The sequence below is a fragment of the Hymenobacter sp. BT559 genome (assembly GCF_017571525.1).
Lineage (GTDB): Bacteria > Bacteroidota > Bacteroidia > Cytophagales > Hymenobacteraceae > Hymenobacter > Hymenobacter ginsengisoli.
The window spans coordinates 574,499-591,772 of the sequence record NZ_JAGETY010000001.1; the positions used below are offsets into that span (position 1 = coordinate 574,499).

Consider the following 17,274-nt stretch of genomic DNA (forward strand, 5'->3'; position numbering starts at 1 on the left):
AACAGGAAAAATAAGGATTTTTGGGGTGGATTTTGTGGAAGCTATCCCCTAGCTTTGTCTAACAAATTCATGCTTTAAACCTATTTGATTCCTGGGCTATGGGAATAGCTACTACGTTTACAGTGCATGTAAGTAGCCAGCACACCAACGCAGGGTTAAGCCTACGCGGCAGTTGCCACAGCACCACCGCGGCCCGGCAGCTAGAGCAGGCCATTGCCGAGCTGATAACCGCGGGCATGCCCTTCATCTGGGTCGATTGTCGCTACCTGCTTTTTCTGAGTTGGCACGGGCAGCGGGCCATTTTCAACGCGCATCAGCGGGCCCGGCAGGCGGGCTGCACCGTGTACTGGTGTGGGTTTTCGGCCTCGGTGCTCGGCCAGCTGGCCGATACCGGCCTGCACCTACTGCTCAACTTGCTGCCCGCTGGCGGCTACCAAGGCCCTAACGCGCTGCTGCAAGAAGCCATTCCGGCGGCCCTGCCCACCCGGTCGTTTAAGCAGTAGGTGCTTGCAGCGGCCCAAGGCATCGTTTAACCGGTCAGATGGCTTTCGGCCGACCGACCGGGCGAGCTCCGAGCCGCTGCAAGTTTGAAAAGTCTTTGAGCCGCCGCAGGCCGGCCAGGGCCTTGGCATCGTCGGGCCTGATGAGCAGTACCTTATTGTAGAGGGCGCGGGCCTCGGCCTTTTTAACTACGCGGAGTTTGTACGGGCTGCGCTCAAGGCCCGGGCTTTTTTGAGGCTGAGCTGCCAGTGGTACCCGCCGCGGCCGCAAAGGTCCCGCTAGCCCCACCCGAAGACCACATCTACTTCAAAGTCTAGTACCGGCTTGTGCGCGTGATGCCGGCCGATATCCTCTACATCGAGGGCCTGAAAGACTACGTGAAGGTGCGCCTGCCTAGCCAGCTGCGGCCGCTGCGCGCGCCCATTAGCCTGCGCAGCATGGAGGGAAAGCTGCCGGCCGGCAAGTTTATGCGCATCCACCGCTCCTACATCGTGGGGCTCGACCACGTAGCGGCCGTGGGCCGTTGCAAGTGCGCACCGAAACCTCGCCCGTAAGCGACGGCTACCGCGAAGCCGTCGCCCCTTTTTTGCCCGCTGGAAGTAGCCAGCTATCGCACTAAAAGGGAGCCTGGCAGCGGTCCGCTGCGTGATGGGGTGAGCAGCCAGCGATGCATTACCCCCTCTGCTAGCCTCGGGCCAGTGGTTGCGCTAGGGCGGCCGAGCACCCCGAATAGTGCAAATATCCCTTCGCCGGCTTAGCTTAGAATATTCGCTAGTATAGCCGTGTGATATGAATGTGTTTAAGAAGCTTTTTGCGCGCTTTAGTGCGGCTCCGGCCGTGCCAGCAGCGGCCCCGCCTCCCAATTGGCTGGAGGTAGATGGTCAGTTTGTAGACCTCAATGGCTTGGCACCCGAGCAGCTGGCCGCGCTGGCTGCCGACCTGCAGGTGCGTCGCCAGCAGCGCGAGGCCGAATTGGCCAGCTACCTGCACGGCCTGGCGGCCGAGCGCGAGCGCCTGCTGGCCAGCGCCGATGTGAGCCTGTGGGTGCTCACCCTCAAGCTGATGTTTGGGGAGGCGATGGGCCGCCGGGTAGCCATCCAGGATATTGGGCCGGGTATGCAGCTGCAGCACCTGATGCTCAGCTTTGGCGAGCCCACCCAAGTACTGGCCGAGGGCGGCGGTCTGGTCCTGCTCTATGGCGCACCGCCCGCCATCAGCTACTTTGAAATAGAAGGAGATACCATTGTGAAGGCCGCCATTGGCTGGCGGCCCGCGCTGCCCTTTGGATAGGGCAGCCGCTCAGAGCTGGTACCCTACAGCGCTGCCGTAGCAACAAAGGGCCTAGCTGCCTGGCAACTAGGCCCCTTGCTAAAGGTTTATAAGCTTACCGGCTTGTTAGGCGGGCTTCGCTTGGGCGGCTTTGTAGTGTACGGCGGGCAGCGCGCGCAGGCGCTCGGCGGCCTGCTCGGCGGTAATGTCGCGCTGGGCATTGGCCAGCAGCTCGTAGCCCACCATAAATTTCTTTACCGTGGCCGAACGCAACAGCGGCGGCAAAAAGTGCATGTGCAGGTGCCACTCGGGGTAGTCCTGGCCATCGGTGGGGCGCTGGTGGAAGCCGGCCGAGTACGGGAAGCTGATTTCGAACAGGTTATCGTACTTGATGGTGAGCTGGCTCAGGATGTCGGCTAGCCCGTCGCGCTCCTGGTCATTCAGCTGCGTGAGGTCTTGCACGGCGCGGCGTGGCAGCACCAGCGTTTCGAAAGGCCACACCGCCCAGAAGGGCACCAGCACTACCCAGGTATCATTCTCCACCACAAAGCGGGTCTTGGTTTTCTCCTCAATGGCGAGGTAGTCGCTGAGCAGCGTACGGCCGTTTTTCTCAAAATACGCCTTCTGGGCGCGGGCCTCCTTTGCGGGCAGGTCGGGCACGGTGCGCTCGCTCCAGATTTGGCCGTGGGGGTGGGGGTTCGAGCAGCCCATCACAAAGCCCTTATTCTCGAAAATCTGCACGTAGTTGATATTCGGGTCGGCCCCGAGCGTGCGGAACTCGTCGGTCCAGACATCTACCACGCGCCGGATTTCGGCGATGGGCATCTCGGGCAGCGTCAGGTCGTGGCGCGGCGAAAAGCAGATGACGCGGCAGTGGCCTGTTTCGGCTTCGGCGCGCAGCAGGCCGCCTTCCTCGTAGGTGCCGGGCTCGCCCTCGGGCAGCAGCGCCGCAAAGTCGTTGTCGAACACATACTGGTGCTCGTACTTCGGGTTGGTGATGCCGCTGGTGCGGGTGTTGCCGGGGCAGAGGTAGCAGGTGGGGTCGTAGGCGGGGCGCACCTCGGCCTGTTCTTTTTCCTGCTGGCCCTGCCAGGGGCGCTTGGCGCGGTGCGGCGACACGAGCACCCACTCATCAAGCAGCGGGTTGAAGCGGCGGTGGGGCTGCGAGGTAAGGTCCATGCTAATAGGTGTTTAAAGATAAAAGGCGGTTGTCAATGTGGCACCTGCCCGTTTTTCGTTCGGCAAGTTCCCGCAGAGGTTCGCAGTGGGAAAGCGCAGAGGTTCGCTGAGCGCTGACGGTACAACTCAGCGCACCTCAGCGTAGCACACTGCGAACCTCTGCGGGAACTTGCCGAACAGAATTCTTAGCCAGCAAGCTCTCCTACGCCGTCGGCTAAATTGGTTACGTAAGTATCGAGCTTCAGGCCCAGCTTTTCCTGGTAGCCCTTGGTCATAAAGTCGATAAAGGCATCCACTTTGTCGCTAGCCACCAGGTTGAGGGTGCAGCCGCCGAAGCCGCCGCCCATCATGCGGGCGCCGTAGCAGCCGGGGGCGCTGTGAGCCAGGCCTTCGAGCACGTCGAGCTCGGCGCAGCTCACCTGGTAGAGGTCGCGCAGGCCGGCGTGGCTGGCGTAGAGCAGCTCGCCTACCTCGGCTAGGGGCTTGCCTTCCACGAGGCGGGCGGTAAGCTCTTTTACGCGCTCGTTTTCTTCGACTACGTAGCGGCAGCGCTTCTCTACTACCTCGCCCAGCTCGGCTTTGGCCGCGTCGATGTCGGCCAGGGTGGCGTCGCGCAGGGACTTGATGGCCGGGTTGTGCTTTTGCATGATTTCCACCCCCCTAGCGCACTCCGCGCGGCGGGTGTTGTACTCGCTGTCGCCGAGCGCGTGCTTCACGCCCGAGTTGCAGAGCACGAGGCGCGCGTGGGTGGTATCGAGCGGAAAGTAGGCGTATTCGAGCGAGCGGCAGTCGAGCTCTACCACGTGGCCCGCGCGGCCGAAGAGGCTAGCAAACTGGTCCATGAGCCCGCACATCACCTTGGCGTACTCGTGCTCGGCCATCTGCGAAATCTGCGCTAGGGTCATCGTATCGAGCCCTAGGCTCAACAGGTGGTTGAGGCCCCAGGCCACGCCGCACTCGGCCGCGGCCGACGACGACAGGCCCGCCCCGCTCGGAATATCGCCCCCGAAGGCGCAGTCGAAGCCCGGCACCTGAGCGCCACGCTTGCGCAAGCCGGCCACCACCCCTAGCTGGTAGTTGGCCCAGTGCCCGCCGGGCAGCGGCGCAATATCGGCCACGGCCACCTCGTAGGTGGCGTCGAAGTCGAGGGCGACCAGCCGGATGCGGTCGGTACCATTGAGGCGCAGCGCAAACCGGATTTCCTTATCAATAGCCGCTGGCAGCACCAGGCCATCGTTGTAGTCGGTGTGCTCACCGATGAGGTTGATGCGGCCGGGAGCGCGCAGCAGCAAGTCGGGGGCGGCGCCAAAGCGCTGCTCAAAGGCGGAGGTAAGGGCGGAAGCGGTCATAAGTAGGGGCAAAAGTGGCGCATATTCCTGGCATACGCAGTTACGAACTAGGCAAACAAGGGGGACAAATTGGCTAGGCCAACCTTTTTACGGCTATTTGAGTAAGTCAGTGCAAGAAGCGGGCAAGCAGTGAAAGTTGCTGGTTGCGCTTCATATCTACTTCACTTTCTGATTATTCCCATGACTACTTCGCGACTTTCTCTGCTTATGCTATGCGCCGTGCTGGCCTCAACGCTCACGGGCTGCCAAGTGGCCGGTGACATCTTTAAGGGCGGCATGTGGATTGGGGCCATCGCGGTGTTTTTGGTCGTAGCCATTATCTGGTGGCTGGTGAGCAAAATGAGCGGTGGCAACGGTGGCGGCGGCACGTCTGTGTAGCCCGGCTAGCCCCAGCCTCAAGCAAAAAGGCGCGGCCCCCGCTTGGGAGCCGCGCCTTTTTGCATAAAAACCGGGCGTTAGGCCTGCTCGCTGCGCTTGGTGGGCATGGTGCCGATGATGTGGTCCCAGAGGGTGCTGCTGACGCCAAAGGCCACCTCATCCTGGCGGTAGTGGTGCTGGGCGTGGTGCGTCCACCACACTTTCAGGAAGTTTTTCGGCGGCGCATACATGTGAATGGCATAGTGCACAAACAAGTACATGGCGTAGCCGAAGGTGAAGCCCGACAGGATACCAAACGCCCAGGTGCCGAAGACAAACCGGAAGATGAAAAACAGCAGCGAGGCCACGAATACCGTCAGAATGGGCGGCATGGCTAGGCGGGTTTTATCCTTAGGATACTCGTGGTGCACACCGTGCATGGTGTACTGAAACTTGGCCCGGCCCGGCGTCGTGGCCGGAATGTGGTACACGTAGCGGTGCACCAGGTATTCGACAAAGGAGAACAGCAGCAACCCGCCCAAAAACAGCCCTAGCCCGGTCAGGCCCGCCACGAAGCCCCTAGTGATGCCATAATACAGGCTCAACAGCGCAGTGGCAATAAAGATGCTGACCGGCAGCGCAATGTGCGTGTGCGAGAGCCGCTCCAGCACCGGGTTTTTGAAGAGCTGGGCCGAGCCTTTATGCTTGGGCCGCACCGGCTGAGGGGCCGGGGCAACGGGAGTATCGGGAAGGATAGCCATACGAACGCCTGAAACTTAACTTAATATCTAAAAAACAGCTTATCTACAAAGTTACGCCCTAGCTGGTTTTGGTGCCGCCGCGGGCTAGGGCCGAAACCCGGCAGCCTCCAGCGCGGCGGCTACCTCGGCTACCTCACCGCCGGGGTGGCGCAGCCGCGCCTGGGCATAGAACCCCGAGCGGGCCTCCAGGGTTCGGGCCAGCCACTCGGCCAGGGCCTGCTGGGGCGTGGCGGCGGTAGCGGTGGCCGCCAGCAGCGGCCGGGTGGCGGCTTGGTTGCGGCGTGCCAGGCGGCGCAGCAGCTCGTGCGGCGGCACATCGAGCCACAGCACAAAGCCCGAGGCGTGCAGCACGGCCAGGTTGTCGAAAAAGCAGGGCGTGCCCCCGCCGGTGGCCACCACCAGCGGCTGGCCGGGCTGGCTAGCCACGGCCGCCAGGGCCGCTGCCTCGCGCTGCCGAAAGCCGGCCTCCCCTTCACTAGCAAAAATCTCGGGGATGGTCTGGCCCGCCTCGGCCACGATGCGGTGGTCGAGGTCGAGAAACCCCCGGCCGTAGTGAGCGGCCAGCTGGCGGCCCAGCGTGGTTTTGCCCGAGGCGGGCAGGCCGATGAGGTAGAGGTGGTTTGACAATGGGTGAGGGAGTGAATGAGCGAAGGGGTGGATGGGTGAATGAGTGAATGAATGGGTGAAGGCGCCTCGGATAGCCCTGGCTCAACAGTCACTTCCCCTTCACTCCTTCACTTATTTACCCACTGATTCTAACCCGTGGGTCGAGCAGCGCATACAGCATATCGACGGCGATATTAACGAGCACAAAAATGGCCGCCACGAAGAGCGTAGCGCCCATCACTACCGGAAAGTCGAGGTTCTCGACGGCGCGCAGCGTGGTGGTGCCCAGTCCTTTCCAATTGAAAATGTACTCGATGAAAAACGCGCCGGCCATGAGCGAGGCCAGCCAGCCCGACACGGCCGTGACTACCGGGTTCAGGGCGTTGCGCAGGGCGTGCTTCCACACCGTGCGGCCGGGGCTCAGGCCCTTGGCCCGCGCCGTGCGGATGTAGTCCTGGCTCAGCACGTCGAGCATAGAGGAGCGCGTGAGCTGCATAATGACGGCCAGCGGGCGCACCCCGAGCGCCACCGCCGGTAGCAGTAGGTTGCGCAGCACCAGGTGGCGCTGAGCGGTGAAAGGGTCGGTTTCGTAGAGCTGGCCAGTCAGGCTCAGGCCCGTCCAGTGGCTCCAGTAAAATCCGAAGCTGACCGCGATAAGAATAGCGGCTACAAACGACGGCACCGAAATGCCCAATACCGAAGTAGTTACGAGCGTGCGGTCGAGCCACGACTGCGGCCGCAGCGCCGCCGCCACCCCTAGCGCAATGCCGCCCACCGCTGCCAGCAGCATGGCCGCCAGTGCCAGCCACAGCGTGCCCGGAAAGCGGTCGAGCAAAATTGTGAGCACGTCCTGGTTGCTCTGAAACGAGCGGCGCAGATACGGCCACTTCAGCACCACGGCGCGCTGCTGGCCCAGCGGCAGCAGCGCCACGCCCCTATAGCGCGCCACCCCGGCCGAGTCGCGCCGGTGCACCCCGAGCGGCGAGGCGTCGTTGAGGTACCCTAGCAGGCGCGCGGGCAGGGGTTGGTCGAGGCCCAGGTCGGCGTTGATGGCCGCCTTGGTGGCCAGGTCGGTGCGCTGGCCGGCCAGCAGGGCGGCCGGGTCGCCGGGCAGCACATTAAACAGAAAAAAAACTGTGCAAGCCACGCCTACCAGCACAAGCAGGCCCTGACCCAGGCGGCGCAGAAGAAAGGAGAGCATAAGCTGTAGCGTGGACTTTCAGTCCGCGATTTGCAATAGTTGGGGCTCGCGGACTAAAAGTCCGCGCTACTCTTTTATTGAAGCGCTTTCTCGACCTGATACAGCGCCGGAATGTCGTGGTAGTGGTACTTGGCCACCACCGTGCCGTTGTGCAGCACCACCAGGCCAGGATTCGAGCGAATAACGGACTTGAGTACCGTGGCATCGGCAAAGGCGTAGGGCGTAGCCAGGTTCACGTCGTGCCGAAACGAGTCAAACTTGCCCGCCGCCGTGCTCGTGATGGTGAGCACCTCGATGTGCTTGCGCGACTTGCCAGCTTCTTCAAACAGCTTATTAAAATCGGAAAAGCGCTCGCGGTCGGCCTTGTTGGTATTCTGCACAATGAGCAGCAGCTTGTTGCCGGTCAGCACCTGCTTGGTAATGTCGTTGCCCTCGGGGTCGGTGATGACAAAGTCGGTGACGACGGGCGTCGATTGCAGCGGGTTGAGCACCGTCATGGTCTTGTACTTCCAGGTCGAGTCGGTCGGAAACTGCTCAGCCTCCATCGTTTTGCCAGCCCGCTCGAAGGTGTAGCGGTAGCGGGGCGCCTCGGCGGGTTTCATCAGCTGCCCGATGTTGTTGCCGACTTTATAGGGCAGGAAGTCGAAATACGGCAGGTGCCCCAGCGCCCGCACGCCAATGCCGATGGTCAGGGCACTGGCAAAAGTCATGGCCATGAGCGCCGCCGTACCACGCAAAAAGCTGTGGCGCAGGTGCTTCTGGTTGAAAAAAACCACCAGCCAGAGCCCTAGCAAAAACAGGTCTTTGAAAAACGACGTCCAGGGCTTGAGCTTGATAAAGTCGCCAAAGCAGCCGCAGTCCGTCACCTTGTTAAAGGCCGCCGAGTAGAAGGTGAGAAACGCAAAAAACACCAGCAAAGCGAGCAGCGCCAGCAGCGTTTGGCGCAGGTACCAGCGAATGAGCAGCGCCACGCCCAGTATCACTTCGAGCGAGCTAAGGGCGATGCTCAAAAACCGGCTGGCGTTGTGCAGCGGGTCAAACAGCCAGCTCAGGGCCGGCACGTCGGCGCTGAATACTTCGAAGTATTCTTCCAGCTTGTAGGCCGTGCCCACGGGGTCGTTGAGCTTCACGAGGCCCGAAAAAATGAACAGCATACCCAGCAGCGCCCAGCAGAGGCGGGTAACCTGGCGCATGGGTTGGGGAAGGGAAATCGGCATAGAGAAGGAAAGTAGGCAAAGGTCAGGAGCCTGGCTAGGCCCTTACGGGCGCGGCGCGGGGCTAGCCGCTTCTTCACGCAAAATGAGGGCAAACACGGCGTAGTTCAGCATGTCGCGGTAGCCGCCCTCCACGCTTTCACTTACCAGGGCCGCCCCCCCAATGTTTTCGAGCTGCTTGATGCGGTGCAACTTCATCAGAATGAGGTCAGTGATGCTGCTCACGCGCATCTGGCGCCAGGCCTCGCCGTAGTCGTGGTTTTTGGCCAGCAGCAGCTCGCGGTTCAGAGTGTTTTCGCGGTCATAGGCGGCGGCCACCTGCTCGGTGGGCAGGTCGAGCGGCGCGTCGGGGGCTAGCCGCAGCTGCATGAGGGCAATGAGGCAGTAGTTGATGATGGCCACGAACTCCTCGTCTACGCCGTCGGCAATTTTCTGCGTGCCCGTTTCCTGAATCGTGCGAATCCGGTTGGCCTTGATAAAAATCTGGTCCGTAACCGAGGGTAGGCGCAAAATGCGCCAAGCCGTGCCGTAGTCGTGGGTTTTGGCCAAAAACAGCTCGCGGCAGCGGCTCAAAATCAGGTCGTAGTGCGCGGGAGTAGTCAATGGGCGAATGAGTGAATGAGAGAATGGGCGCTGGGCGTCTTCGGCGGGAATCAACCCCCGCGCCAGATAGCCCGGCAAGTTCGCCCCAAGCGCCGGATATTTAACCCCTCGCTCTGCCTCCTGCCCATGCCCACCCACTTCAGCCATTCACCCATTCGGTCATTCACCAACTCGCTGCGCAGCCCCCACGGCCGCCTGCTCGACCTGCGCCAGCCGCAGGTGATGGGCATTCTCAACGTCACGCCCGACTCCTTTTACCCCGGCTCGCGGCTAGGTCCCGCCGACGAAGCCGCCCTGCTGCACCGCGCCGAGGCCATGCTGGCGGCCGGCGCGGCGGCCCTCGACGTGGGTGGCTACAGCTCGCGCCCGGGCGCCGACGACATCAGCCCCGATGAAGAAAAAGGCCGCCTGGTGCCGGCCATCGCCGCCTTGCGCCGCGAGTTTCCCGAGGCCTTTATCTCGGCCGATACCTTTCGGGCCAGCGTGGCCGCCGAGGCCGTGGCCGCCGGCGCCGACCTCGTCAACGACATTGGCGGCGGCACCCTCGATGCCGAGATGTTTGCCACCGTGGCTCGCCTGCAAGTGCCTTACTGCCTGATGCATATAAAGGGCACGCCCCAAACCATGCGCACGCTGGCCCACTACGACGAGGATATTGTGCTGACCGTCCTGCGCTTCTTTCGTGACCAGCTCGCCGCCCTGCGCCAGGCCAATGGGGGGCTAGCCCCCGCCGACGTGCTGCTCGACCCCGGCTTTGGCTTTGCCAAAACCCCCGTCCACAACCACGCCCTGCTGCGCCGCCTGCCCGAGCTGGCCCCGCTGGGCCACGGCCTGCTGGTGGGCCTCTCGCGCAAGGCTATGGTGTATAAGCCGCTCGGGCTAGGCCCCGAGGCGGCCCTCAATGGCACCACGGCCCTGCACGTGCTGGCCCTGCAGGGCGGGGCGCGCCTGCTGCGCGTGCACGACGTGGCCGAGGCCCGGCAGACTATTGCCTTGGTGAGTGCCAGTTGAAGATACCCGCAGCTTGCCTTGCCCACGGCCCGGCAAAGGCCGTTCTTTGCGGGGCCAACCGCGTTTCTCTTGTCACTCCCTTTTCCCTTTTATTTTCTGCACGTAGGGCTGGCCGACGTGGCCGACGTGCTGCTCGTGACCTGGCTGCTGTATCAGCTCTACAAGCTGCTGCGCGGCTCGGTGGCCCTCAACGTCGCGCTCGGGCTGCTGAGCTTGTACCTGGTGTATTTGGTGGTGAATGCGCTGGGGCTGGGGCTGCTCTCGGCCATCCTGGGGCAGTTTATGAGCGTAGGCGTGCTCGCCAGCATTATTCTGTTTCAGCAGGAAATCCGGCGGTTTTTGCTCAATGTGGGCAAGGTGGCGCTGGAAGGCGGTGGCCCGCTAGGGTGGTGGCGGCGGCCCAGCGCCCAGCCTAGCGGCGCGCCCAGCGTGGCGGCCTTCGTGGAGGCCGCTAAGAGCCTGGCCAGCAAGGATACCGGGGCGCTCATCTGCTTCACGTTTACCTCCGACCTGAGTTCCTACGCCGAATCGGGCGACCGCCTCGATGCCGAGCCCAGCAAGCGCCTGCTGCTGGCCATTTTCAACAAAACCTCGCCCCTGCACGACGGCGCCGTGATAGTAGCCCAGGGCCGCTTGGTGGCCGCGCGCTGCATCCTGCCCGTGAGCCAAAACCCCGAGGTACCCGCCGCCCTGGGCCTGCGCCACCGCGCGGCGCTAGGCCTCACCGAGGCCACCGACGCTGTGGTGCTGGTAGTAAGTGAAGAAACCGGCCAGATGAGCCTGGTGCGCCACGGCGAAATACACCGCGGCCTGGCCGCCGCCGAGCTCAAGAGCCGCCTGCAAGAGTGGCTGCTGGCGGCCCCACGCCCAGCGTAAGCCGGCTACTGCGAGCTCGTAGAAGAAAACAGCGTGGGCAGCAAAAAGCTAGGCCCCTCAAAGCTGGCGGCCGGGTGCAAGTCGAGCTGCCTTTCAACGCCGCTGGCGTGCAGCTGGCTGCGCAACGCTGGCGATATTCCGCACCAATGTAGCTGAGTGCCAGCCTCCCGGCAGGCCATCGTGGCTCGCAGCATGGCCTGCTGCCCCAGCTGGCTGAGGGTGTGCAGCCGCTGGCTATCTATCCAGGCCTGGGCGGGGTGGCGCTGCAGCAGCTGGTGCACCGTCTGGAGCAGGTGCGCGGCGTCGGCCGCGCTGGTGCAGCTGCCGCGCAGGCTCAGGCCCGCGCACTGGCGGTAGGTGCCCAGGTGAATGGTAAGGGTACGGGTAGGCAGGATAAGGAGGAAGAAGGCGTCATTCATAGCGATGTATAGAGCGGTGCCGCAAATATACAAGTGTGAATCAGGCGCTTAATTGGGCGTAAGACGGGTTTTATCTACGTATTTATACCTGTTTTTGCATTAGCTAAGGTGCCGGAGCGCTTGCTATTGCGCGGGCAGTATGGTTCAGCTACGTGTTTTTACCCAGTTGCGGGTTTTTGCGCAATACGCCTGCGAAAACCCGCAGAGGTGCTCCGTATTACTCGGTAATTATGTTGTAAATAAGGCACTTATTGGTAATAATGCCAGACACAGTAGGCTATTTAGCCGTTGCAAGGCCACGGTAGGTTTCCACTCTTTCTCTTCCATTTTTAGCCGCTGTTTTATCATGAAGCCGACTCTGAACTCCCAGCCCCAGGGCATTACACCGCCCATTGCACTTAAAACCCGCCCGGCCGCCCGCATTGGCGATGGCAGCCGCACCAGCCGCCGGGGCTTTGCCAGCATGGACCCCGCCGAGCAGCGCCGCATTGCCAGCGAAGGCGGCAAAGCCTCGCACGCTAGTGGCCAGGGCCATAAGTGGACGACCGAAGAAGCACGCGCTGCTGGGCGCAAAGGGGGCCTCACCAGCCGCCGCGGCCCTAGCCGCCCCACCGAAGGCAAAACCCCTGCTAAAGCAGCCAGGTAACCCGCACTTCCTGGCAGGCCCTAGCCGCTAAAAAGCCCGGCTCCTCGTCCGTAATGGGGAGGAGCCGGGCTTTTTAGTGGCTAGGGCCTGCCACGGGGGCCTAGTCGAGCAGGCCCTGGGTCACGGCCATGCGAATGAGGGCAGCCGTATTTTTGGTCTGCGTTTTTTCCAGAATATTCTGGCGGTGCGTTTCGATGGTGCGCTTGCTGGTGAAAAGCTTCTCGGCTATCTCATTGGTAGTGAGGCCTTCAGCCAATAGCTGCAGCACCTCGCTCTCGCGGCGGGAGAGGCGGCTGGCCTTGGTGGTTTCGTCGGGCTCGTCGTCCTTGGTCAGTACTTTGCGCAGCATGTTCAGGCCCAGGTCGCTGCACAAAAACTGGCGCCCCGAAATCACCATCTGGATACCCAGCAGAATTTCGTCTTTCTCGGCGCTTTTGAGCACGTAACCCGAAGCGCCGGCGTCGAAGAGCTGGCCGATGTAGCGCTCGTGGGCCAGCATGCTCAGAATGAGCACGCGCACCTGCGGATACTCGGCGCGCAGGCGCTGGGTAGTGGCTAGCCCGTCGAGCACGGGCATGTTGGCATCAAGCAGCACAACGTCGGCCGGGGCGGTGGGCAGGCGGTCAAGCAGCTCCTGGCCGTTGCTGGCCTCGCCCACTATCGTGATATTGGGCTCGTTGGCAAGCAGCGCCCGCAGGCCATCGCGGACGATAGTGTGGTCATCGACTAAAAAAATGCGGCTCATAGCGGCAGGAGAGTAGGATGAAGCGTATTCTACGGCAAACCGCCCGAACGCAGCTAACTGATTGGCTTTCTGTTGATGCAGCGATAGCCCTATTTCAGCACGCCCAGCTCGTGGCCTACCTTGGTGAAGGCCGCAATGGCCTTGTCGAGCTGCGGGCGGGTGTGGGCCGCGCTCAGCTGCACCCGAATGCGGGCCTTGCCCTGCGGCACCACGGGGTAGTAGAAGCCTACCACGTAGATGCCCTCGTCGAGCATCCTGGCCGCAAAGTCCTGGGCCAGCTTGGCATCGTAGAGCATGACGGGCACGATGGGGTGCTCGCCGGGCGTAATATCGAAGCCGGCTGCCGTCATCTTTTCGCGGAAGTACTTGGTGTTTTCTTCGAGCTGGTCGCGCAGCTGCGTGCTTTCGGTGAGCAGCTCCAGCACCCGCAGGCTGGCGCCTACAATGGCCGGGGCCAGGGTATTAGAGAACAGGTAAGGCCGCGAGCGCTGGCGCAGAATTTCGATAATCTCCTTGCGGCCCGAGGTGAAGCCGCCCATGGCGCCCCCTAGCGCTTTGCCCAGCGTGCCGGTGATGATGTCGACGCGGCCCATCACGTTGCGGTACTCGTGGGTGCCGCGCCCGGTTTTGCCCAAAAAGCCCATCGAGTGGCACTCGTCTATCATCACGAGGGCGTCGTACTGGTCGGCCAGGTCACAGATTTTATCGAGCTGCGCAATGGTGCCATCCATCGAAAACGAGCCGTCGGTAACGATGATGCGGTGGCGCATGCCCGCCGTGGCGGCATCCTGGAGCTGCTTTTCCAGGTCGGCCATGTCGTTGTGGGTGTAGCGGTAGCGCTTGGCCTTGCACAGGCGCACGCCATCGATAATGCTGGCGTGGTTGAGGGCATCCGAGATGATGGCGTCGCGCTCATCAAACAGCGGCTCAAACACACCGCCGTTGGCGTCGAAGGCCGCGGCGTAGAGAATGGTGTCCTCGGTGCCCAGAAACTCGGCTATTTTGGCTTCGAGCTGCTTATGAATGTCCTGCGTGCCACAGATGAAGCGCACCGAGCTCATGCCGTAGCCGTGCGAGTCGATGGTAGCCTTGGCGGCCTCAATCACGGCCGGGTGCGAGCTGAGGCCCAGGTAGTTGTTGGCGCAGAAGTTGAGCACGTCGCCCGCCTCCTGGGTGTCGATTTCGGCGCCCTGGGGCGAGGTAATGACGCGCTCCTTCTTATACAGGCCCGCGTCTTTGATTTCTTGTAGTTGGTGCTGAAGGTCAGCCTGGAGAGTGCCGTACATAAAAGGGTGGGGCTAGCGCGAAGAGATAGGCAGTTTACGATTTGAAGCCGGCCAGGGCTACGCAAGTCGTGAATGCGCACTACAAAGTTCGCCCTGGGGCCGCTAATTCTTCATCTTAAAAAACGCCTGCACACCTGCTCGGCCGCTGGCCATGAGCTCCTGCTTCTGGGCGCTGGAAATACGTTTTATCTTGGGGCTAAACCCGAGAAAGTTGATGCTAATGGTGCGTTGCCAGTCGGCAGGTTGCATGGGGTTCAAATTTTCGAGGGCCACGGTGTAGAGTGCGCCCACGTGAGAATTGAAATCGATGACGGCGTAGGGGGCTAGCTGCTGGCGGCCGGTGGCGGTGGGGTCGCAGGCTATTTGCTCGGCGCGGTCGAGGCGCAGGCCCAGGGTTTCGGGGTTGTAGGTGTTGCTGCGCACATCGGGGCTAGCGGTGGCAGCCAGGCTAGCCGGCAGGTAGCGCGGCTTGTCGAAGAGGTCGATGGGGTAGTTGGCCAGCAGGCCGCCATCTACCAGCACCTGCACGGGCTGGCCGGGCGCGGGCCGGCCTACCATTACGTTATTCTGGCCATCGAGCAGCACCGCCCGGAAGTAGAGCGGAATGCTCATGCTGATGCGCACGGCGTCGGCCACGCGCATGGTGGGGTTGGTTTCGTGGCTGAACACCTGTACGCGCTGGGTAGTGAGGTTGGTGCCGGTGGTGTAGAGGTCGCGGTAGCGGCCGGGCTGGGCCAGGGCCAGCGCGTGCAGCTCGCCCAGCGTGAGGTTGGGCTGCTGGGTTTTGCGGGCCACCAACTCGCTCGCTGAGGTAGCGCGCAAACTCGTCGCCGCGGTACCAGCCGTACTGCTTCACCAGTCGGTGGGTGCCGCCAAAGAAGATAAACCGGCCATCATTCAGCCGTTGCACCGGCGTGGCATTCACCACGGCCACAATCTCATCGGGCGAGTAGCCCACGGCCAGCAGCGCCGCCTGAATGGCGCCCGCCGAGGTGCCGCCCACGCGCTCGATGCGAGTCAGCACGCCCCGGCTTTCCAGCTCTTGCAAGGCCCCGCCGTAGGCAATGCCCCGGATGCCGCCGCCCTCCAGCACCAGGTTGCGGTAGGGCAGGGGGCTAGCCGCCGGAGCCTGGGCACGGGCGGGGCCGCCAAGCAGCACCAGGGTAGTAAGTAGCCAGAGCAAGCGGGTAGTCATTGGGGCAAAGATGCGGCTGGCCCAGCAGTCGTTGCGCCGCCGCCCAAATCCCGGCCCTAGCCCTGGCCGTATCTTTGCGGCACACAGCCTTCCCACCCCTCCCTACCCAGTTTTTGCATCTCAATGGAAACCACACCCGGCGACACTGCCACCCCTCGAACACCCGGTAACGTCCTCGTCATTGGTGCCTGCGGCCAGCTCGGGCTCGAGCTCACGGCCGCCCTGCGCCAGCGCTACGCGACCGAGGCCGTGGTGGCCGCCGATGTGCGCGCCCCCCAAGACCCGCAGGCGCTGGCCGGTGGCCCGTTTGAGCTGCTCGATGTGCTGGATAAGCCGCGCCTCGACGCGCTCGTGCAGCAGTATAAGCCGGTGCAGATATACCACCTGGCGGCCCTGCTCTCGGCCACGGCCGAGAAGGACCCGATGTTTGCCTGGAAGCTCAATATGGATGGCCTGCTCAATGTGCTGAACGCGGCCGTGCAGTACCAGGTGCCGCAGGTGTACTGGCCCAGTTCCATCGCCGTGTTCGGGCCCGACACTCCCCGCGAGCATACGCCGCAGCTCACGGTAATGAACCCCAACACGGTGTATGGCATCAGCAAGCTGGCCGGCGAGCAGTGGTGCGAGTGGTACCACCGCCACCACGGCCTCGACGTGCGCAGCCTGCGCTACCCCGGCCTCATTGGCTACAAGAGCCTGCCCGGCGGCGGCACCACCGACTACGCCGTGGATATTTACCACAAGGCCGTGGCCGGCCAGGATTTCGAATGCTTTCTGAAGCCCGATACCTACCTGCCCATGATGTACATGCCCGACGCCCTGAAGGCCACGCTCGACCTCATGCACGCCCCGGCCGAAAGCATCAAGGTGCGCACCAGCTACAACCTGGGCGCCATGAGCTTCTCACCGCAGGAAATCGCGACGAGTATCCGGCAGGAAATGCCCGGCTTTGAGGTCAGCTACAAGCCCGATGGCCGCCAGGCCATTGCCGACTCGTGGCCCGCCAGCATCGACGACTCGGCCGCCCGCCGCGACTGGGGCTGGCAGCCCGAGTTTGACCTGCCGAAGATGACGCACGACATGCTAGCCCACCTGCGCGAGCCGGTAGTAGCCTAGCAGTACTAGTGGGCTGCGCAGCTACAGCGGAAGCTCGGCCCGCAGTTGAGTCAGGATTTTTGCCCAGTTTTCGAGATACAGCATGTGGCCCTGGCCCGGCAGCGGGTGCAGCCGCGCCCTAGCCAGGCGGCTAGCCAGGTACGGAATATTGTCGGGCGCCCACACCCCATCGGCGGTGCCGTGCCAGAGGGTGGTGGGCGCCCGTACGGCCTCCATGCGGAAGCCCGGCGGCCGGCACCAGGCCTGGGCATCATCGTACACACCGCGGCCGGCGTGGGCAAAGCCCTGCACGGCGGCATCGCGCAGCAGCGCCCGAAACGCCTGGGTCACACGCGCTTCGGCGGGGTGCATAAGGCGGATAAACCAGCCGATGGTGCGGTCGGGGTGACGCGCCCATTGCCGGCTCAACCACAAAAAAGTGGTGCGGTTCAGCCACGGAAAGCTGAGCTGGCCCCACCGCAGGCCTTTCCACACCCGCGAGAGGTGGCGGTAGGCCGCGCGCTCGCCCAGCGGCAGGCAGGTGCTGAGCAGGTGCACTGCGGCCACCCGCTCGGGATACAGCGCCGCCAGCGCCAGGGCATGCACGCCGCCCACCGACCACCCCAGCACGCCCACCGGCCCAGCAATGCCCAAGGCATCGAGCACGGCCACCGTGTCGGCGGCAAACGACGGAAAGCTAAGGCGACGATACACGTCGCTGTGCCCCACGCCAGGCCGGTCGAGCGCCACTACCTGCAGCCCTAGGCTAGCCAGCAGGGCTGGCGCGGGCGGCAGCTCAAGGCTGCTGGAGCCAAAGCCGTGGTGAAACACCGCCACCGGGTGGCTGGGGTCGCCGTAGCGCGTGAGGCCCAGGCGGCGCCCATCGGGCAGGTGCACCACCAGCGGCTCAGGGTGGCCCGGGGTTTTGTCGGAAGCGCAGCTAGGGGCAAGCATAGCGTAA

20 protein-coding genes and 1 pseudogene are annotated in these 17,274 nt (G+C 63.1%); 8 read left to right on the top strand and 13 right to left on the bottom strand.

The window, feature by feature from the left end; translation table 11 throughout:
• The first annotated feature begins 98 nt into the window (after nucleotides 1-98).
• The 3 genes from J4D99_RS02385 (at nucleotide 99) to J4D99_RS02395 (ending at nucleotide 1,791) form a co-directional block, all read left to right on the top strand.
• Nucleotides 99-503 (top strand): STAS domain-containing protein, encoded by a 405-nt coding sequence (locus tag J4D99_RS02385; protein WP_208130077.1) that lies wholly within the window; start codon nucleotides 99-101, stop codon nucleotides 501-503.
• A 333-nt stretch (nucleotides 504-836) separates the two neighbouring features.
• Nucleotides 837-1,055: a LytR/AlgR family response regulator transcription factor gene (locus J4D99_RS02390; protein WP_208130078.1), complete on the top strand. Its 219-nt coding sequence runs from the start codon at nucleotides 837-839 to the stop codon at nucleotides 1,053-1,055.
• 235 nt (nucleotides 1,056-1,290) lie between these two features.
• A complete protein-coding gene (locus J4D99_RS02395) occupies nucleotides 1,291-1,791 on the top strand; it encodes a hypothetical protein (protein WP_208130079.1) in 501 nt (166 codons plus the stop codon).
• A 105-nt stretch (nucleotides 1,792-1,896) separates the two neighbouring features.
• Here J4D99_RS02395 and J4D99_RS02400 read toward each other — a convergent pair whose 3' ends face one another.
• Both J4D99_RS02400 and galK read right to left on the bottom strand, forming a co-directional pair.
• Nucleotides 1,897-2,949 (bottom strand): UDP-glucose--hexose-1-phosphate uridylyltransferase, encoded by a 1,053-nt coding sequence (locus tag J4D99_RS02400; protein ID WP_208130080.1) that lies wholly within the window; start codon nucleotides 2,947-2,949, stop codon nucleotides 1,897-1,899.
• A 185-nt stretch (nucleotides 2,950-3,134) separates the two neighbouring features.
• Nucleotides 3,135-4,298, bottom strand: a complete 1,164-nt coding sequence (galK, locus tag J4D99_RS02405; protein ID WP_208130081.1) for a galactokinase — start codon at nucleotides 4,296-4,298, stop codon at nucleotides 3,135-3,137.
• A gap of 180 nt (nucleotides 4,299-4,478) precedes the next feature.
• On the opposite strand from galK, the gene J4D99_RS02410 reads away from it, so the two are divergent.
• Nucleotides 4,479-4,676 (top strand): hypothetical protein, encoded by a 198-nt coding sequence (locus J4D99_RS02410; RefSeq protein ID WP_208130082.1) that lies wholly within the window; start codon nucleotides 4,479-4,481, stop codon nucleotides 4,674-4,676.
• Nucleotides 4,677-4,753: 77 nt separating this feature from the next.
• Here the strand turns inward: J4D99_RS02410 and J4D99_RS02415 are convergent, their stop codons facing one another.
• From J4D99_RS02415 to J4D99_RS02435, 5 genes are all read right to left on the bottom strand, one after another.
• On the bottom strand, nucleotides 4,754-5,416 hold the full coding sequence (locus tag J4D99_RS02415) for a sterol desaturase family protein (RefSeq protein WP_208130083.1): 663 nt from the start codon (nucleotides 5,414-5,416) through the stop codon (nucleotides 4,754-4,756).
• An 84-nt stretch (nucleotides 5,417-5,500) separates the two neighbouring features.
• Nucleotides 5,501-6,043, bottom strand: coding sequence for a shikimate kinase (locus J4D99_RS02420; RefSeq protein WP_208130084.1), 543 nt, complete (start codon nucleotides 6,041-6,043; stop codon nucleotides 5,501-5,503).
• A 115-nt stretch (nucleotides 6,044-6,158) separates the two neighbouring features.
• Nucleotides 6,159-7,223, bottom strand: a complete 1,065-nt coding sequence (locus J4D99_RS02425) for an ABC transporter permease (RefSeq protein ID WP_208130085.1) — start codon at nucleotides 7,221-7,223, stop codon at nucleotides 6,159-6,161.
• 74 nt (nucleotides 7,224-7,297) lie between these two features.
• Nucleotides 7,298-8,440, bottom strand: a complete 1,143-nt coding sequence (locus tag J4D99_RS02430; RefSeq protein ID WP_236018467.1) for a BT_3928 family protein — start codon at nucleotides 8,438-8,440, stop codon at nucleotides 7,298-7,300.
• A 42-nt stretch (nucleotides 8,441-8,482) separates the two neighbouring features.
• Complete coding sequence (locus J4D99_RS02435; protein WP_236018469.1) at nucleotides 8,483-9,040, bottom strand: DUF1599 domain-containing protein; 558 nt, start codon at nucleotides 9,038-9,040, stop codon at nucleotides 8,483-8,485.
• A gap of 126 nt (nucleotides 9,041-9,166) precedes the next feature.
• On the opposite strand from J4D99_RS02435, the gene folP reads away from it, so the two are divergent.
• Together folP and cdaA are read left to right on the top strand one after the other, a co-directional pair.
• Nucleotides 9,167-10,051: a dihydropteroate synthase gene (gene folP / locus J4D99_RS02440; protein ID WP_208130087.1), complete on the top strand. Its 885-nt coding sequence runs from the start codon at nucleotides 9,167-9,169 to the stop codon at nucleotides 10,049-10,051.
• 69 nt (nucleotides 10,052-10,120) lie between these two features.
• A complete protein-coding gene (cdaA, locus tag J4D99_RS02445; RefSeq protein WP_208130088.1) occupies nucleotides 10,121-10,927 on the top strand; it encodes a diadenylate cyclase CdaA in 807 nt (268 codons plus the stop codon).
• Nucleotides 10,928-10,932: 5 nt separating this feature from the next.
• Here cdaA and J4D99_RS02450 read toward each other — a convergent pair whose 3' ends face one another.
• Entirely contained in the window at nucleotides 10,933-11,346 is a 414-nt protein-coding gene (locus J4D99_RS02450) for an STAS domain-containing protein (protein WP_208130089.1), read from the bottom strand.
• A gap of 346 nt (nucleotides 11,347-11,692) precedes the next feature.
• Here J4D99_RS02450 and J4D99_RS02455 point away from each other — a divergent pair, with 346 nt between their 5' ends.
• A complete protein-coding gene (locus J4D99_RS02455) occupies nucleotides 11,693-11,992 on the top strand; it encodes a KGG domain-containing protein (protein ID WP_208130090.1) in 300 nt (99 codons plus the stop codon).
• 100 nt (nucleotides 11,993-12,092) lie between these two features.
• On the opposite strand, the gene J4D99_RS02460 is transcribed toward J4D99_RS02455, so the two are convergent.
• The 4 genes and pseudogenes from J4D99_RS02460 to J4D99_RS22130 form a co-directional block, all read right to left on the bottom strand.
• Complete coding sequence (locus J4D99_RS02460) at nucleotides 12,093-12,737, bottom strand: response regulator transcription factor (RefSeq protein WP_208130091.1); 645 nt, start codon at nucleotides 12,735-12,737, stop codon at nucleotides 12,093-12,095.
• Between the two features lie 89 nt (nucleotides 12,738-12,826).
• Nucleotides 12,827-14,023 carry a glycine C-acetyltransferase gene (gene kbl / locus J4D99_RS02465; RefSeq protein WP_208130092.1) on the bottom strand — a complete coding sequence of 399 codons (1,197 nt, stop codon included), beginning with the start codon at nucleotides 14,021-14,023 and terminating at the stop codon, nucleotides 12,827-12,829.
• Between the two features lie 102 nt (nucleotides 14,024-14,125).
• Nucleotides 14,126-14,845 (bottom strand): patatin-like phospholipase family protein, encoded by a 720-nt coding sequence (locus J4D99_RS02470; protein WP_236018475.1) that lies wholly within the window; start codon nucleotides 14,843-14,845, stop codon nucleotides 14,126-14,128.
• 22 nt (nucleotides 14,846-14,867) lie between these two features.
• Nucleotides 14,868-15,218 (bottom strand): annotated as a pseudogene (locus tag J4D99_RS22130) (patatin-like phospholipase family protein); the annotation flags it as partial.
• A gap of 123 nt (nucleotides 15,219-15,341) precedes the next feature.
• On the opposite strand from J4D99_RS22130, the gene J4D99_RS02480 reads away from it, so the two are divergent.
• Nucleotides 15,342-16,334, top strand: coding sequence for an NAD-dependent epimerase/dehydratase family protein (locus tag J4D99_RS02480; RefSeq protein ID WP_208130094.1), 993 nt, complete (start codon nucleotides 15,342-15,344; stop codon nucleotides 16,332-16,334).
• Nucleotides 16,335-16,355: 21 nt separating this feature from the next.
• On the opposite strand, the gene J4D99_RS02485 is transcribed toward J4D99_RS02480, so the two are convergent.
• Complete coding sequence (locus J4D99_RS02485; RefSeq protein WP_208130095.1) at nucleotides 16,356-17,267, bottom strand: alpha/beta hydrolase; 912 nt, start codon at nucleotides 17,265-17,267, stop codon at nucleotides 16,356-16,358.
• Nucleotides 17,268-17,274: the final 7 nt, after the last annotated feature.

Excerpts from the sequence above, each read along its gene's own strand:
- J4D99_RS02385 (WP_208130077.1), top strand. The coding sequence starts at position 99 with ATGGGAATAGCTACTACGTTTACAGTGCATGTAAGTAGCCAGCACACC.
- J4D99_RS02390 (WP_208130078.1), top strand. The coding sequence starts at position 837 with ATGCCGGCCGATATCCTCTACATCGAGGGCCTGAAAGACTACGTGAAG.
- J4D99_RS02395 (WP_208130079.1), top strand. The coding sequence starts at position 1,291 with ATGAATGTGTTTAAGAAGCTTTTTGCGCGCTTTAGTGCGGCTCCGGCC.
- J4D99_RS02400 (WP_208130080.1), bottom strand. The coding sequence starts at position 2,949 with ATGGACCTTACCTCGCAGCCCCACCGCCGCTTCAACCCGCTGCTTGAT.
- galK (WP_208130081.1), bottom strand. The coding sequence starts at position 4,298 with ATGACCGCTTCCGCCCTTACCTCCGCCTTTGAGCAGCGCTTTGGCGCC.
- J4D99_RS02410 (WP_208130082.1), top strand. The coding sequence starts at position 4,479 with ATGACTACTTCGCGACTTTCTCTGCTTATGCTATGCGCCGTGCTGGCC.
- J4D99_RS02415 (WP_208130083.1), bottom strand. The coding sequence starts at position 5,416 with ATGGCTATCCTTCCCGATACTCCCGTTGCCCCGGCCCCTCAGCCGGTG.
- J4D99_RS02425 (WP_208130085.1), bottom strand. The coding sequence starts at position 7,223 with ATGCTCTCCTTTCTTCTGCGCCGCCTGGGTCAGGGCCTGCTTGTGCTG.
- J4D99_RS02430 (WP_236018467.1), bottom strand. The coding sequence starts at position 8,440 with ATGCCGATTTCCCTTCCCCAACCCATGCGCCAGGTTACCCGCCTCTGC.
- folP (WP_208130087.1), top strand. The coding sequence starts at position 9,167 with ATGCCCACCCACTTCAGCCATTCACCCATTCGGTCATTCACCAACTCG.
- J4D99_RS02450 (WP_208130089.1), bottom strand. The coding sequence starts at position 11,346 with ATGAATGACGCCTTCTTCCTCCTTATCCTGCCTACCCGTACCCTTACC.
- J4D99_RS02455 (WP_208130090.1), top strand. The coding sequence starts at position 11,693 with ATGAAGCCGACTCTGAACTCCCAGCCCCAGGGCATTACACCGCCCATT.
- J4D99_RS02460 (WP_208130091.1), bottom strand. The coding sequence starts at position 12,737 with ATGAGCCGCATTTTTTTAGTCGATGACCACACTATCGTCCGCGATGGC.
- kbl (WP_208130092.1), bottom strand. The coding sequence starts at position 14,023 with ATGTACGGCACTCTCCAGGCTGACCTTCAGCACCAACTACAAGAAATC.
- J4D99_RS02480 (WP_208130094.1), top strand. The coding sequence starts at position 15,342 with ATGGAAACCACACCCGGCGACACTGCCACCCCTCGAACACCCGGTAAC.
- J4D99_RS02485 (WP_208130095.1), bottom strand. The coding sequence starts at position 17,267 with ATGCTTGCCCCTAGCTGCGCTTCCGACAAAACCCCGGGCCACCCTGAG.